The sequence below is a fragment of the Calothrix sp. CBUCES-K 9914 genome (assembly GCF_059640475.1).
Map to the genome: position 1 here is coordinate 26,175 of NZ_JBXXZH010000060.1, position 15,740 is coordinate 41,914.

A 15,740-nucleotide genomic window follows, 5' to 3' on the forward strand; every position below is an offset into this window, starting at 1 on the left:
ATGCGAACTACAATATTTGTGAACAGCACTGTTGAAAAATATAGTTCACAGCTGCAAATAACTTATTTAAATCCTGAATTGCATACAAATATTTGTTTCTAGTAAATAAATCAGAGTTTAACTTCCCGAACTGCCATATTTTACCATTGAAAACAATCCCAAAAACATCTGAATTATAATTACTCTTAATTCGCTGCACTGCTATCATTTCAGCTAAACACTGACTCCAACCTTCTTCAAATTTGTCTTGTTTGGCTTCAGCAGTTAAAAAATAAGGTTTATCAAATACAATAGTACTCAATGAATTTCTGTTCGTCACTATATAATCTGGAACACCTGATAAATCTTCATCGTAAGTCAGTGTTTCATGACTCCAAAGCGTTAATTTTTGTCGATAAGGTTTCCAAACTTCTTTCGATTAATTTGAGTGATACTTTGCTCAACCTGACCCTTTAATATGATTGAGGATAATTCATTGTCCAGCAAAGAAATTCTATCGGAACTAGTTTTTTGTAGCTCATTACGACAAAAAGTAGATGTATTAAAGGATTTAGTTGTCGCGGCAATAGAAAGGCAAGGGTTAACTAGCAGTAACGCAAACGCGCATACCACAGGTAATTTATGCATAAAATCAACGTTTCGTAGTAAGCTATTTATACAGTAATTAAGATGAGCTAACGGTATAGGAAAAAGTTCCTATATGTTCGTTAAAATAATAAATTTATCCCCCCTTCCACGCGCTTTCAAGGGGGTATCTATTTTAGAAAAATGTTTTAACCGAGTAGTATTGGGTTAGACCCTACATTTGCAGGATATTGCGAGATTCTCCTTTGTTTTCCGTAATTTAACAGACGACATATGTATGAAAAGATAGTTAGACTCGTATTGATGAGTAAAAGTAATTTTGACACTAAATATTATGCTTCATGGAAAAAATAGCAAACTAAGATTAGACTTTTTGACTACTTTAAAAGGAACCGTTACTTTAGCGCTTAATCCAGGTAGAGCAGATGCTACGCCAGATATTGAAGATGGCATGATTAAGCTAAAAGCAACTCAGATGGCAATTGATTATGTTAAAACAATACCTGGGGTTAAGGAAATTGTTCAAGAGCGATATCTTGCTCCTGCACCAAATTTAGTAAGCCTTGCAAAGCTTCCTTCAGGGTCTTTGGGAAAATGTTTTGCTGAATATATAGAGCAAACTGGCTTTGATCCAAATTACTATCGTGCATTACCAGTAATTGATGATACAAGTTATATACTGACTCGTTTACGCCAAACTCACGATATTTGGCATTTAGTTACAGGACTGGGTAGTAGCGTTAATGCTGAACTTGGCTTACAAGCATTTTGTCTTGCTCAGATTCGCATTCCGCTACCTATCTTACTGATTGCTGGGGGTTTACTACGCACCTTATTTACTCAACCAGAAGAGTTGGGGCTTCTTTTAGAGCAAATTGCAATTGGCTATCGGATGGGTGCTAAAGCTAAACCCTTCTTAGCACAAAAATGGGAAGAAAACTGGGATAAACCTTTAGCTCAATTGAGAGAAGAACTAAATGTTGTAGTTGTAGATGAATATATTCCTTAAAGGGTGATATCAATATAATGCTCCCTACCGTTCTGTAATTATTCGCAACCCCGAATGTGTTAATTTAGTTAGGTCAAAGAAAATAGTGAAAATCATAAAAATTTAGCGTTTTATGAATCGGCGTGATTTTATAACTTTATTTGGTGTTGGTGGAATAGCCTCTTCTCTTCCGCTTGCGCTTGCAGCTTGCAATTCAGATAAATCGACCAAGACTACATCAAAAGACTGGCAAAATGTTGGTAAAGTTGCGGAACTGGATAAAACTGGTCAGTTACTGAATGAAAACTCTCCTGTAGGTTCAGTTTTGGTTGTAGGCACATCAAAATCAAAAAATCTCGTTGCCGTCAATCCTAGCTGCACTCATAAAGGTTGTAAAGTCGATTGGAAGGCAACAGAAAATAAATTTTTGTGTCCTTGTCATAAATCGACATTTGCGGCAGATGGTAAGGCGTTAACTGGGCCTGCTACAGAACCCTTGACAACCTATGCGATTAAAATTGAGGGAGATGGTATTTTGGTAAAAGCAGTGTAGGAAGAGGTTGTAATGCTTAAAACTTAATATTGGAAGTTGTCCGCAGCGGCGCCGTTCAATTTGAAGCGGACATCGACCTGAGCTTGGGCACAAACAAATGTAACTCCTCGATTTGCACTAAAACACGGAATTGGAACGTAATTATAAAGCCGGATGCATTCCGATTGTTATTTTGTAAGGCCTATTCGTTTTGCTGATGGCGAAAAAAAATATTAGCTTTTCAGGAATTGCGAAGACACACGCTGAAGAAAATAGTATCAAATTCAACCACACTCTTCGTAATAAATATGCAAGTTAATTCTAAATCTTTGCGCCGTCTAGTTCTATCTGTAGCTGGTGTCTGTTCGCTTTCACTACCTTTTGCACAAACTGCTCAAGCAAAAGAAGTACGTAACTATTGTAGCAAGTATGACAGCGTATTCGTTGCTGCTGAGACAAAGAATTTTTGGGTTAGTATCTGCGGTAGTGATTCACCACTTAGTTATGTCGGTGTAGATAAAAAGACTGGTAAAACAATACGCCTACCTCTCTCGGTAGATGGTACTAAAAACAGAGGAAGATATTTTGAAGCTGTTAATGGCGAATACACATATGGTGTCTCCAAAACCAATAGGAACTTGACTGTTAAGAGAAATGGTGGTGTAATTCTACGCGAAGCAATAGTTAGAGGCTTATAACTCATATAATTCGCGTTTGAATTAGCTAGTGCAACAAGGCAAAAGTTAAAAGTTAAAAGGCAAAAGAAAGAAAACTTGATTTCATAAACTTTTCAGGCTTTTTTAACTGGATAGTTATTTTAGCCGTGCTGCACTAGTAACCGCTCATAAAGATATTTATTTAATTAATTATCGGTGCCTTCTGTTTGCAGGCGCCTTCTGAACAGTTATTATAGGCTTTAAATGATTGAATTTCCTATATCATCAGATTGTTTAATAATCTAAGTTGTTACATAGGCGACCTAAGTTGTTGGTACAATTACCTTGAGAGTGAAATTAACGAGAAATTGGTAAATAAAAGTGAATCTTCCTTTGATTACCCGCGCTCAAGAATATAACGAGAAAATAGCGATTCTTGTTCAGAACGGCGCCAACGCTACAACAGTTGGAGCATTTACCTATGGAGATTTGCTGCACACCTCCACCTCAATAGCAACATGTCTTCTAATGGATGCAGAAGATTTACAAGAGCAACGAGTTGCTTATATAATCCCACCTGGTTTTGAGTATGTAGCTACTCAGTGGGGGATTTGGCGCGCTGGTGGAATAGCTGTACCACTTTGTATTTCCCACCCGCGACCTGAGTTAGAGTATGTGATTAAAAATTCAGGAGCATCGATTATTGTTGCCCATCCAAATTTTGAAGCTATACTACGCCCAATCGCTACTGAACAAAATTTGCGATTTATCCTCACCTCAGAAACGCTTCCAGATCATATTGTTCGCCTCCCAAATATAGATATTAATAGACGCGCGCTAATTCTCTACACAAGCGGTACAACAGGTAAACCGAAGGGTGTAGTTACTACCCATCAAAATATCCAAGCTCAAGTCACTAGCTTAATCACCGCTTGGGAATGGAATAAGAGCGACCGCATTTTGCATGTACTGCCATTGCATCATATTCACGGGATTGTTAACGTACTCACTTGTGCTTTATGGGCTGGGGCGGAGTGCCATATGTTGAGCTTCTTTGATGCCCAAACCGTTTGGAACCGAATTTGTGACGGTGACTTAACCCTATTTATGGCAGTACCAACTATTTATGTGAAGTTAATTGCTGCTTGGGAAAAAGAATCGCACGAACGCCAAAAAATTATGTCAGCAGGCTGTGCCAAAATGCGCTTGATGGTTTCTGGTTCAGCAGCTTTACCAGTTCAAGTTTTAGAAAAGTGGCAAACCATCAGCAGCCATTTTCTACTTGAACGCTATGGGATGACAGAAATTGGTATGGCGCTATCAAACCCTTTACACGGTCAGCGCTACTCAGGATATGTGGGTCAGCCTTTGCCGCAAGTGGAAGTTAGATTAGTGGATGAAACTGGATTATCACCACTAGGGGCGCCGGGAGAAATCCAAGTTAAAAGCCCTGGAGTGTTTCTGGAATATTGGCAAAACCCCCAAGCAACTTCTAAAGCGTTTCAAGATGGCTGGTTTTGTACTGGAGATCTTGCTGTAGTCCTTGATGGAAACTATCGTATTCTGGGAAGAATGAGCGTAGATATCATCAAAACTGGAGGTTATAAAGTTTCAGCTTTAGAAATTGAGGAAGCGCTGCGCTCTCATCCAGATATTCAGGAATGTGCAGTAGTGGGAGTTGCTGATCCAGAGTGGGGCGAGCGAGTTTGTGCCGCTATCGTATTGCAACCGCAACGCCAGTTGACACTAGAATCTTTGAGAAGTTGGGCAAAAGAGCAATTGGCTGTTTATAAGATACCAAGCCGAATTCTCATAGTTGAAGAATTACCGCGCAATGCTATGGGGAAAGTGATTAAGCCAACGGTGGTTGAGCTTTTTAAGTCATAAGTTTTAAGAGTATGAACCACAAAGGCACAAAGGACACAAAGGAAGAATTTTTTTAATGCTTCTATAAGTTGGCGCCTATTTATAATTATGATATCAGTAAGAAAGCTTTAAGCTGTATCAAAAAGCGACTAACCAGACATATTTGTTTTGTAAAAAAGCGTTAATAAATGCGAATAATACTGAACTAATAATAATTAGAGTAGCAATATTTACATTTATGGTGTCAGGTTAAATGTCCAACCATTGTGAGGGATTATGTATTTTATTGCTCTCTCCGTGTACTCTGTGTCTCTGTGGTAAAAAATATATGTCACTGCACAGGCGCTTTGGCCCGTGCTACAGTTTTAAACCTTTGGGGGATTTGGCGGACACCAAAAAAGGTTTTTGCTGGATATGCCAAGAGATTCGAGAATTCCGCGCATCACCTCTGTGCAGTACATCCAGTGTCCTAAGTCATCATACATAAGGTCAGGATTAAACTCGACATTATAGTGCAGCACATTAGGGAGGTTTGAAAACTCATCAGAAGCTTGGGGAGAAAGAATTAGAAGTTGAAATGGTTTGCCCTGACATTGTTTTTCTAGCTTGTTGACCAAATCAATCACACCACCTCTAGAAGCAATACCTGTGCGGACGAAAAGCGCTTTGTCGCAATTCTGGATTGTGTACCAAAATCTTTGTGACCGCGCGGTATACCTAACGCGCATCCGTTCATGGACGGGGGACATATCGCTTGTTGGGTCATCTGTGTCCTCAACTTCATGGGCAAAGGACAGACCCCCCCATTTACTGTGGTAGATTCTACCTGCATCTGGGTTGTAATGCAGGAAGCTTGGATTCCACATATCATAAAAACGGTTTTCGATGATATCCGCGACATCTGCAATATTAGTAGTGCGCGTCAAATCAAATGGAAAGGCAGGACCATCATACTCCATCTTATAAAGCATCATCCGGACGGCACAGCGATCCCCTAACGGCACAATTGCCACACGGCTAATGTCTGATAATTTACATTTGTATTGGAATAACACGGCAGACAGGGGTGGGAGTTTAACCCGACTTTCAAGTCCATAGCTGCCAATCATCATGGTGCGGAAAGGAATATCGGGATACAGGGGGTCTTCATATACACCTGCTGGCATGGCTTTTAGTGCTAGACGCACCTCTTTCCACATCGGATGAATGTTGTATTCGTGGTCTGATTCGTTAATCACCCACAGATGACGCGCGTCGTCATACAGAACCCCTAGATGTCCATCATAGAACAAAACTTGTGAGTTTTTCGGCGCAAAGAGGTTGAAGGCAGCACTGTATTCCAGGTCAGCACCAGGAGGAATTTCTAGCTCCTTGGAGATGGCGCCATTTTCCTGTACAGCAAAAAAGGGGAGTGTTCCTTTCTGAGGATTTTTTGCAATGTAGATGCCTGGGATCAATCCTGCTTTTCTTCGCAGTACAGTTTGCAGTTCTTGCCAATAGGGAGCAATGGTATATGTATATTTTGATGGATTGCTGATCCGCAAACGCTTCTCTTCGATACAGGCGCCGACATAAAAGCCTGCATTGTCACGATAAATCGGGATTTCATTCGGTTCCCGGAAGCGTTGCAATTCTCTTGCTAATTCGTCTTTGTCAATTTGGAACAGGTTCAGGTCGATTGCCTGATACATGAGATTATGACCAATTGTGTTGGGGTGAGATGGGTCGAAGGATATCCCAAGACGCCAACGTCCCTGCCCATCGTCCACTGCTGCTAACCAATCGAGTATTGGAACACCCCATGTCAACATCCGGTTGTGTGTGTCCTTTAGCAGAAAGTAATGCTCAGGGGAATAGGCGCCATTAGGATAGACTCCGCCTAAAATCGGTCTTGCTCCTAGTGCGCGCGTCATTTTTACTAGAGTTTGCAAGCCACTTTCAAATCGCCGCTGTATAGCCCGTCGTTCGTGAGGGGGACAGTAAGCTAATCCTTCGTTACCCAGAGACAAGGCAATAATGACGATATCTGGTTGTTCTTTTGTAACAACTTCTGCAAATCGGTCGATAGTTCGGGTGACATTTGCCCCCACCTCTGATACATTTACCACCCTATGCCCATATTTCTGCTGCAAAGTCTCTTCTAATAACTTGACCCAACCTTTCAACAACCATGCCTTATGACCATCAGCAACAGAACTACCAATAACCACAATTTTTAGCCCAAGAAACCCTTCTTCCAAAGGCTTCGTAACAGGTTCCTCAATATATCCGAATGGATAAGGCTGCAAATAACCAAACACACCATCATCCACAACAGTAGTACTTTGCTCCTGCTCTTTGAGCGGCAACCAACGGTTTGAACCTAGAGCTTCCCATTGCCCACGCCCTTTTGCATCGAGACGTACATACTTATATTCCACTTTCTTAGAGGCGCCTAGAACCTTTGATGGCTGAATGTCGATTTTTCTGTCTGTCCACCATTTTGGATAATGTTCGCCACTTGTACGCAGGTGAACACATTTAGCAATGTCCCACAATCCCAATTCTGGAGTAGAACCGACTATAGCAATAGATTCACCAGTTTGCGTGTAAGCACTAACCTGGAATTTATACATAGGTTGAATCCTCACATCCGCTTTCACGGTATTATTATGTAACACTTTTATTTGATCTGACTAATAAACTTAAGTATAATTACGCTTAAATGTTTTCAGACAAACTCCTAGGCAGAAGCTCATGAGACCTTGCTTTTAGCAAGGGTAAGGTGGCATAAGCCAGCCTAAGTTAATCAATGATTGGTATAACTTGTTTATTCGATTTTATCTTATAAAGATTTAAAAGTAGCTTAGATTCTATTTTTAAATCTAATTTTAAAAAAATCTTAATGATGATTACCAAATCTTAATTTGGTTGAAGAAATTAAAAATACCGCGCTGTTTTTAATATATCAAAAGTCTTGATTATTTGGCACTGAATTATGCTGTTTATGCATTCAAATAACTTAAAAATACTATTAATATGTGCCACTGACTGGTAGTTTGCGCTTCGGGTTTGAGGCACCAATAGTCATAATAAGTTATTCAAAGAGGCGCCTTTACTAACAATTTAAATATTTAGAATCAGTGCTATATCCACAAGTGCGAAGTATAGTACGAGCTTTATCTCGTGGTCTGTGTAACGATAAACAAGGAGCAATTAAAGATTCGCAATCCGCAATAAAATTATATAGACAGCAAGGAAGAACAAAGGACGCTAGCGAAGCATTGAGCTTGTATAATCTATTACAAAAATGATGTTTTGCTATGGTGATCTTTATTAGCTTTGGCGCCGTATAAGAGTTAGAGCAATGCTAGTACATAAATATTGCAGTCAGCGATTAATCTACCACCCGAAATCTTTGAAGGTTGACAAGGGGGAATAATATAGCTATATTTGAATTGTTCAATTTTTGAAGTTTATAATAAGAACACCATCTAGGCAACATCATTGTGGACAAGGCAGACGAATTAACGAGATATATTGCTACTTTCGCTGACCTTTTTGAGGTCGCCCAGCAGAGTTCTGGAGAAGCGCTCAATCTCAATAAACCGGAATGCCGCGTCATCAGTGTCGTCGGTCAATTCCAGCCCCTCATGATGCGAGAGATTGCTGAACGGGCAAAACTTAGTATAACTAACACTACTGGAATTGTCGATGCCTTAGTCAAACGAGCTTATATAGAGCGCGTTCGTTCTGAAGAAGACCGCAGAATTGTCAGAATTTGTCTCACTCCTGAAGGAGAGAAAATTTATGAGGTGGAAATTGAGAATTATAGAAAGGTAAGTCGTGCGATTCTAAGGAGCCTGAACGAAAAAGAGCAGCAAGAGATGCTGCGGATGATGCAAAAAGCAGCAACATCCCTCAATCAGCAGAGAGCAAACCTACTTACGAACTTGTAAAGCAATCTTTTTTTGACCGTAAAGTTCAAAAACTGAATTTTTCAATTACTGAATCTTATATGTTTAACACAAGAAGACCGATGAACTATGCTGGAAAAACAGCTTTGATTACTGGGGCATCGAACGGCATTGGAGAAGCATTTGCTCACGAATTAGCAAACCGAGGCTTGAGCCTTGTAATCGTTGCACGTTCTGAAGATAGATTACAGGCATTGGCATCGCTGCTTCGTCAGCAATACAACATTAACGTTGAGGTCATTGCAGCCGATCTAAGCCTTGAAGGAGAGGGATGGCGTGTCTATGAGGAAACGCAAAGTCGGCAGTTAAGTGTGGATATGTTGATCAATAATGCTGGGTTCAGTACTCATGGGCTGTTTGAATCAATTGAACCAGCCAGAGACCATCAGCAAGTCATGCTCAACGTTGGCGCTGTGGTTGATTTAACTCATGCCTTTGTTCCAGCAATGTTGACAAAATCCGAAGGCATCATTATTAATATTGGTTCAACCACAAGCTTCTATCCGCTACCTCGGCAAGCGGTTTACGCAGCCACGAAAGCGTTTGTGCTTTCTTTCAGTGAAGCGTTATGGGTTGAGTACCGCCAACGAGGAATTAAAGTGCTAGCTCTGTGTCCTGGTGCGACCGATACGGGTTTCTTTGATGCAATGGGACGTGATGTCGTTGCTGGAAAACATTCACCGCAAAAAGTGGTTCGCGTTGGGTTGTCAGCGTTGGAGCGCGATCTACATTTTGTGATTCCAGGATTCAAAAATTCCTTGGAGTCAAACATCTTGCCACGCTTCTTACCGCGTGCAGCTTTAGCAACAATCGTTGGGAGAGTGAGTCAACGTGCTTTTAAGTAGATTGTAAGTGGAGTAAGTTATTAGGGTTACACTCTACCATTCATAAATTTTTTGTACGCACGCGAGAATATAAAAAACTAAAACTCCTGCCATACAAGCATTCAGCTATACTTAGCTTTGTAGGTTAAATGTAAACGGACAAATCGCTGTGCAATCTTTTGACTTTACTACTCTCACTGCGGTTTGTAACGAACTGCGCGCGACTTGGATACCCTCGCGCGTTGAACAAGTTTACCAGCGTGACCGCAATACTATTTCTATTGCTTTACGTACTTTAAAGGGACGTGGGTGGCTGGAGGTTTCTTGGCATCCTCAAGCCGCGCGTTTGCATATCGGTTCGGCGCCTCCAAGAGTTCCTGATACTTTTACTTTTAGTCAACAGTTAGTTAGTCAGCTAAATGGTTTGGCGCTTGTTAAAGTTGAAACTATTGCCGCTTGGGAACGAGTTGTTGATTTACAGTTTGCTCGGCGCCCAGGTGAAGATGCTGTATATCATATATATATAGAAATCATGGGTAAGTACAGTAATGTCGTGCTTACCACTGCCAAAAATGAGATTATCACTACTGCACATCAAGTAAATCAACAACAGTCAAGTGTTCGTACTGTCCTGACTGGGCAAATGTATGAGGCACCACCTCGTATGACGAATACTGCCCCAAGTTTGAGCGAGTCGTTTGAACGCTGGCATGAACAAGTAAGTTTAGTACCGGGCGCTTTGAAAAAACAGTTGCTCAAAACTTATCGCGGTCTTTCACCAATGTTAATACAGTTGATGTTACTTGCTGCGAATCTAGATTTGGAAGCAACTACCGATAAGTTAAATAACGATGAGTGGCAAAGATTATTTCAACGCTGGCAAGAATGGTTACACAAACTCGAAACAAACCAGTTTGAACCTTTTTTTTCAGAGTCTGGTTACACTGTCTTAGGTTGGGGTGGTATTAAGCAAGCTAGTAGTACTCAAGAACTTATCAACGATTACTATACAACTCAGCTTAACCAATTAGCGTTTTCGCAGTTGCGACATCAGTTAACTCAAAAGCTCAATAATATATTAGAGAAGTTACGGCAAAAGGAAAACACGTTTAAACAAAGATTGGCACAAAGCGAACGCGCGGACGAATATCGGCAAAAAGCTGATTTACTTATGGCCTATCTACACGAGTGGGCGCCTGGTATGGATAAAATAACTTTGGCTGATTTTGAAAGCGGTACACCTGTTACTATTGCTCTCGAATCTGATAAAAATGCTGTTCTCAACGCTCAAGCACTTTACAAACAGCACCAGAAACTCAAGCGTGCGCGTGGTGCGGTAGAACCATTATTAGCAGATGTATCCGCTGAAGTTGAATACTTAGAACAAGTCGAAGCTGCCATTTCCCAAGTCGAAACCTACCAAACTGCTGAAGACTTACAAACTCTCGAAGAAATTCGCGATGAACTTGTTTCCCAAAAATACCTCGAAGATACAGGCTACCGTAATCGCAGCAGTAATGATAAAGTCCAAGATATTAATTTTAGACGTTTTCGCACTCCCAACGGACTGGAAATATTTATCGGTCGTAACAATAATCAAAATGACCAGTTAACCTTCCGAGTTGCTGGTGATTACGATTTATGGTTCCACACTCAAGAAATTCCAGGTAGTCACGTGCTTTTACGTCTCCAAGCTGGTAATGTTCCTGACGAAGTTGATTTACAGCACACCGCTAACCTCGCAGCTTACTATAGCCGCGCGCGTCAAAGCGAACAAGTGCCTGTTGTCTACACCCAACCCAGATACGTCTACAAACCGAAAGGTGCCAAACCTGGAATTGCGATTTATAAAAATGAGCGCATCCTTTGGGGACAACCGCAAAAAGTAGAGATGCGAGTCGAGACTAGACTATAAAAACAGCACAATTTAAGCTTTGCTGACTTTTTTGTTAAAAGTCAACTAAAAATCTGTGTTGGCTGTTACAATATTTAATTGAAAAACATCCTGTTGTGTTTTGGGAACTTGCAACCGGATTTACTCTTTTGAGAAGATGACTAAACTAATTTATGACCGGTTGTGGTAGACTGGTCATTTTTTTATTGAATATAGTCATCATCTTATCACAAATACTACTGAAATTTTGATTAGCTTTTTATAAACTTATAATACATTAAAGTAATATTGCTTACGTGGAAATATTGAGATTTATTGCAAAATGTTAAGCCGTGTAAAAAAATATTAAATCAAGATTGTGGGTCAGATTGTGGGTCAGGCATCCCTGCCTGACCATGCTACTAAAAGCTGAACGTGGTACGCAGGGCACCTATAACAGTACCATCGTTGTTTTCATTATGGTCGGGCGCCGTTAACCAAATAACACCAGGAGTAATTGTAATATTGTCGGAGACTTTATATTGATAGAAGGCTTCGACGTGGTATGAGGTGTCTTGGTCTTTGGATAATCCATCAATGCTTGAACTTGTTACTTTTGGTTCCATACCGAAGATAATGCCAGCTAAGTTTCCTTTTTTACCAAGGTCAGGGAAACCTAAAGTAACTGCCCAGTTCCAAACTTCTGCTCGACCACGGTCAGGAAAACCATCTGTAGTAGTCATGTTACGGCTATCACTATAACCAGCCCAACCACCTAATACAAATTTATCACTAAGACCAATTGATGCTTCTAAACCGTAAGAATTCGTTTGGAATGGTACATCTGAAAGAACTGTAGCATCGATAGGAGAGGGTACATTCAATACTGCTCGATTGCTACCTGTAACAAACGGTTGTCTATAAGCATTGATGTAAGTCAAACCAAATTTTATCCGCTCGGTTGGCTTCACTGTTAATTGTGCTAACGCAGCATAAGAACCATCTCCTAAACCATTTTTGGGTGTTGGGTCGTTGCTTGAACCAGCTAAATACCCTAATGAAAGCGTTAACTTATCGCCAAAGTCATGATTTATTGCTGCACCCGCACCGTTCACCTGTAAGTATATTGAGTTGCGGGTTCCAAAGCTAGATAAAGCACCAAAGGCGCCATCACCATCAAATATATTAACCATGTCGGTGATGTCATCTGCTGCTCCTGCGTTTGCGAGAATCTTGACTTGGGTTGATTTTCCTAATTGAAAGCCATACCACAACGCATCAATGACAACACTATTATCTTCTCCACCAGCAAAGAAAAAGTTACCTTCTGGAGTACCTTCATCTGAATTAAGAATCGTATTCCTAATATTATTTGCCTGAAGTCGAGTAAATAATGTATCTGTACCCGAAAAGCTCGTGACAAATTCCAGGCGAGTCCGAGTCGCAAGAGTTGTATTATTGTCTGTCGGACGAACACCGTTAACTCTATCTCCACTTAAAACATCACTAAGAACAGCTACTACTTGTCCTTGTAGTTTAGTTGTAGTCGAAAATTGATTTGCCTCTAATTCTGCTGTCTTTGCCTCTACCGCATCAACCCGTCCTCGCAGCGTTGTCAGTTCTGCTCTGAACTCTTCTTGCAGTCTCTGTAATGTATTTAAATCTTCTTTCTTTACCAAATCTGCCGTAGCAGTCGCAATAAGTTCGTTAACTCGATCCAAACAAGCATTCAAACCTGCTGCAAATTCATACCGTGTCATCGCTCTATTCCCACGATATGTTCCGTTTGGATACCCCGCTATACATCCATAACGCTCTACTAACGACTGTAATGCTTGAAACGCCCAGTCTGTCGGCTGTACGTCCGATAACTGTGATACTGATGTCACTTGCGACATTATTTGTTGAGTACCACTTCCAGTAACCACTACTGGCGCCTTAAAGAGTGAAGTTTCTTGTTGCTGTTTTGTTTCTTCAGCAAACACCGCTGAATTCATCGCTAGAACTGCACCGATGATAGCAGGGCTAGCTGCTCTAAACCACATTCTTCTCACGTCTACTCCTCACACAAACTGATAATTAATCTTAATACTATACTTAAGTATTACTAGTCAATTAAAAAATATTCTCATATGCATTATCAAGTCTTAACCGATAATCACCTACTTTTTTAATCAAAAATCCATATTTCTTAACTAAGCAATTTGTAAACCGCATCAATGCAATGCATTTGTTACTAATGATGATTGACTTTAACGCCCATCGTTAGTTAGAATAGAATGGCATAACGATAATCATTATCAATTTAATTATCTATGTTGTCAAGGACTTGGCGACAAGGGAGTTCATGGTTTATGAAAAGCAAGGCGCCGAGAAAATTGAACAATTTAGGTAACAAGTTATCACTGTCAGCACTATTGCTGCTCTTAATTACAGCAGGTTGCACGACATCAACTAATAACCAAACTACAACAGAAGCGTCACCGCAAGCAACTGAGGCAAAGTCAACAAAAGAAGCACAACCAGGAAAACCTAAAATCAAGGTAGTGGCTACATTTCTCCCGATGTACTGGTTTACAACAGCAGTAGCGGGTAATGCAGCAGATGTAGAAATATTAGTACCACCTGGGACAGAAGTTCATGAATACCAGGCAACACCAGAAAATGTTAAGGCAATTGCCACTGCAAACGTTTTGGTAAAAAATGGGTTGGGGTTAGAAGAATTTCTTGATGACACGGTGAAGAATGCTCAAAATGCCAAGTTGCTCCCAGTTGACGCGAGTAAGGGAATAAAGCCATTAAATGAAATATCCCCCGTTGTAAAAGCAGTACCAGGAAAAGAACACGACCATGACCATGCAGCACTTAACCCACATGTTTGGTTAGACCCAGTGTTAGCAAAACAGCAAGTAACGAATATTCGTGATGGGTTAATTGCTGCTGACCCTGTAAATAAAGCGACATACGAAGCAAACGCGGCAAACTATATCAAACAACTCGATGGCTTGAATAACGAGTTTCAGCAAGGTTTACAAAAGACTCCTAGCTGTACCTTTATAACTTTCCATGATGCCTATCCGTATTTAGCACAACGATATAATCTTAAACAAGTGGCAGTAGTGGAAATACCAGAAGACCAGCTGGCGCCGTCTGATGTACAAAAAGTAGTTAATACAGTGAAAAAATATAAAGTTAAAACATTATTTAATGAACCAGGAACAGATAATAAACTGCTCACAAGTTTATCTAAAGATTTAAATTTAACATTGCGTGAAATAGATTCATTAGAAACAGGAGAAAAAGACCCGCAGCGTTACTTCCAAGCAATGAGATCAAACTTGCAAACCTTGAAATCCGCTTGCCAGTAATTTATGTATAAACACATGTAAAGCATCCAAAAATCTTTGAAGGAGCGAATAATCTTGTAGGGTGTGTAACGCATTCAACAATCTTTCAACAGAGAGAATAATCTTGTGGCGTTACGCACCAGAATTTTTAGCCAAAATTTTTAGAAATATTTATCATAATTTATCATGAAATCATTAGTGGATATAATTCATATCCATCTGTGTCTTTATAGCTGTTCTGTGTCTCACTATCCAATCATTAAAATGACAAATACTATTCCGAGTAATATTCCCATTCTCAAAGTACAAGGTCTAACAGTATACCAAGGGAAATACCTAGCCCTTCGTGATATTTCATTTGAATTGAAACCAGGAACGAATGCAGCAATAGTTGGACCAAACGGTGCAGGTAAAAGTACATTAGTACAAGCAATTTTAGATTTAATTCCTCATAGCAGTGGGAGTGTTCAGATTTTTGGGCGCCCAATTACACGTTTAGGGAACATGAGGCGCCAAATTGGATATATGCCACAAAATTTTATCTTCGACCGTAGCTTTCCAATTTCTGTATCTGAGTTAGTTGGTTTAGGATGGACAACTTCACAGCAAAGTTCTGGACTATTTTCTCGGTGGAAGAAAAATACAGAAAAAAATACTGCTATTGAAAACGCTTTAACGCGAACGTCGGCACTACATTTACGTAACCAAGCGATAGGGACGTTGAGTGGAGGACAGTTTAAACGGGTTCTGCTTGCTTATTGCTTAGTGGCACCAAGGAAACTATTAATTTTAGATGAAGCGTTTGCTGGAATTGATGCACAGGGTACGGCTGAATTCCATACCTTACTAAATCAAATTAAACTTGAAGAGGGTTGGACTATTTTACAAGTTTCTCACGACATCGATATGGTCAACCAAAATTGTGACTGTGTTATTTGCCTGAACCAAACGGTTGTTTGTAGCGGTATACCTGAAGTCGCACTCTCACAAGAAAACCTTCTTGCTACCTATGGTTCCTCTTTCAGTCGCTATCGACACCAGCATTAATGAAGTGCTGAGTGCTGAGTGCTGAGTGCTGGGTGCTGAGTGCTGGGTGCTGAGTGCTGAGTGCTG

General features: G+C 40.4%; 12 protein-coding genes. 9 read left to right on the forward strand and 3 right to left on the reverse strand.

Features of this window, described 5'->3' with window-relative positions; all coding sequences use genetic code 11:
• Positions 1–7: 7 nt before the first annotated feature.
• Entirely contained in the window at positions 8–301 is a 294-nt protein-coding gene (locus AC2JBO_RS15975; RefSeq protein WP_496954636.1) for a hypothetical protein, read from the reverse strand.
• Between the two features lie 603 nt (positions 302–904).
• Here AC2JBO_RS15975 and AC2JBO_RS15980 point away from each other — a divergent pair.
• The 4 genes from AC2JBO_RS15980 (at position 905) to AC2JBO_RS15995 (ending at position 4,648) form a co-directional block, all read left to right on the forward strand.
• Entirely contained in the window at positions 905–1,594 is a 690-nt protein-coding gene (locus AC2JBO_RS15980; RefSeq protein ID WP_496954637.1) for a Coq4 family protein, read from the forward strand.
• Between the two features lie 112 nt (positions 1,595–1,706).
• The gene (locus AC2JBO_RS15985; RefSeq protein WP_496954638.1) at positions 1,707–2,126 is read left to right on the forward strand and encodes a QcrA and Rieske domain-containing protein; all 420 of its coding nucleotides are present in this window, start codon (positions 1,707–1,709) and stop codon (positions 2,124–2,126) included.
• Between the two features lie 287 nt (positions 2,127–2,413).
• Positions 2,414–2,803, forward strand: a complete 390-nt coding sequence (locus tag AC2JBO_RS15990) for a hypothetical protein (RefSeq protein ID WP_496954639.1) — start codon at positions 2,414–2,416, stop codon at positions 2,801–2,803.
• Between the two features lie 339 nt (positions 2,804–3,142).
• The gene (locus AC2JBO_RS15995; RefSeq protein ID WP_496954640.1) at positions 3,143–4,648 is read left to right on the forward strand and encodes an acyl-CoA synthetase; all 1,506 of its coding nucleotides are present in this window, start codon (positions 3,143–3,145) and stop codon (positions 4,646–4,648) included.
• Positions 4,649–4,992: 344 nt separating this feature from the next.
• Here AC2JBO_RS15995 and AC2JBO_RS16000 read toward each other — a convergent pair whose 3' ends face one another.
• Entirely contained in the window at positions 4,993–7,242 is a 2,250-nt protein-coding gene (locus AC2JBO_RS16000) for a DUF1796 family putative cysteine peptidase (protein ID WP_496954641.1), read from the reverse strand.
• Between the two features lie 873 nt (positions 7,243–8,115).
• On the opposite strand from AC2JBO_RS16000, the gene AC2JBO_RS16005 reads away from it, so the two are divergent.
• From AC2JBO_RS16005 to AC2JBO_RS16015, 3 genes are all read left to right on the forward strand, one after another.
• Positions 8,116–8,565: a MarR family winged helix-turn-helix transcriptional regulator gene (locus AC2JBO_RS16005; RefSeq protein ID WP_496954642.1), complete on the forward strand. Its 450-nt coding sequence runs from the start codon at positions 8,116–8,118 to the stop codon at positions 8,563–8,565.
• An 80-nt stretch (positions 8,566–8,645) separates the two neighbouring features.
• Complete coding sequence (locus AC2JBO_RS16010) at positions 8,646–9,428, forward strand: SDR family NAD(P)-dependent oxidoreductase (RefSeq protein ID WP_496954643.1); 783 nt, start codon at positions 8,646–8,648, stop codon at positions 9,426–9,428.
• A gap of 148 nt (positions 9,429–9,576) precedes the next feature.
• Positions 9,577–11,322, forward strand: coding sequence for an Rqc2 family fibronectin-binding protein (locus AC2JBO_RS16015; protein WP_496954644.1), 1,746 nt, complete (start codon positions 9,577–9,579; stop codon positions 11,320–11,322).
• A 380-nt stretch (positions 11,323–11,702) separates the two neighbouring features.
• Here the strand turns inward: AC2JBO_RS16015 and AC2JBO_RS16020 are convergent, their stop codons facing one another.
• Entirely contained in the window at positions 11,703–13,334 is a 1,632-nt protein-coding gene (locus tag AC2JBO_RS16020; RefSeq protein ID WP_496954645.1) for an iron uptake porin, read from the reverse strand.
• Between the two features lie 300 nt (positions 13,335–13,634).
• Here AC2JBO_RS16020 and AC2JBO_RS16025 point away from each other — a divergent pair, with 300 nt between their 5' ends.
• Together AC2JBO_RS16025 and AC2JBO_RS16030 are read left to right on the forward strand one after the other, a co-directional pair.
• A complete protein-coding gene (locus AC2JBO_RS16025; protein ID WP_496954646.1) occupies positions 13,635–14,648 on the forward strand; it encodes a metal ABC transporter substrate-binding protein in 1,014 nt (337 codons plus the stop codon).
• Between the two features lie 243 nt (positions 14,649–14,891).
• Positions 14,892–15,674 carry a metal ABC transporter ATP-binding protein gene (locus tag AC2JBO_RS16030; RefSeq protein ID WP_496954647.1) on the forward strand — a complete coding sequence of 261 codons (783 nt, stop codon included), beginning with the start codon at positions 14,892–14,894 and terminating at the stop codon, positions 15,672–15,674.
• Positions 15,675–15,740: the final 66 nt, after the last annotated feature.

Excerpts from the sequence above, each read along its gene's own strand:
- AC2JBO_RS15985 (WP_496954638.1), top strand. The coding sequence starts at position 1,707 with ATGAATCGGCGTGATTTTATAACTTTATTTGGTGTTGGTGGAATAGCC.
- AC2JBO_RS15990 (WP_496954639.1), top strand. The coding sequence starts at position 2,414 with ATGCAAGTTAATTCTAAATCTTTGCGCCGTCTAGTTCTATCTGTAGCT.
- AC2JBO_RS16000 (WP_496954641.1), bottom strand. The coding sequence starts at position 7,242 with ATGTATAAATTCCAGGTTAGTGCTTACACGCAAACTGGTGAATCTATT.
- AC2JBO_RS16010 (WP_496954643.1), top strand. The coding sequence starts at position 8,646 with ATGAACTATGCTGGAAAAACAGCTTTGATTACTGGGGCATCGAACGGC.
- AC2JBO_RS16025 (WP_496954646.1), top strand. The coding sequence starts at position 13,635 with ATGAAAAGCAAGGCGCCGAGAAAATTGAACAATTTAGGTAACAAGTTA.
- AC2JBO_RS16030 (WP_496954647.1), top strand. The coding sequence starts at position 14,892 with ATGACAAATACTATTCCGAGTAATATTCCCATTCTCAAAGTACAAGGT.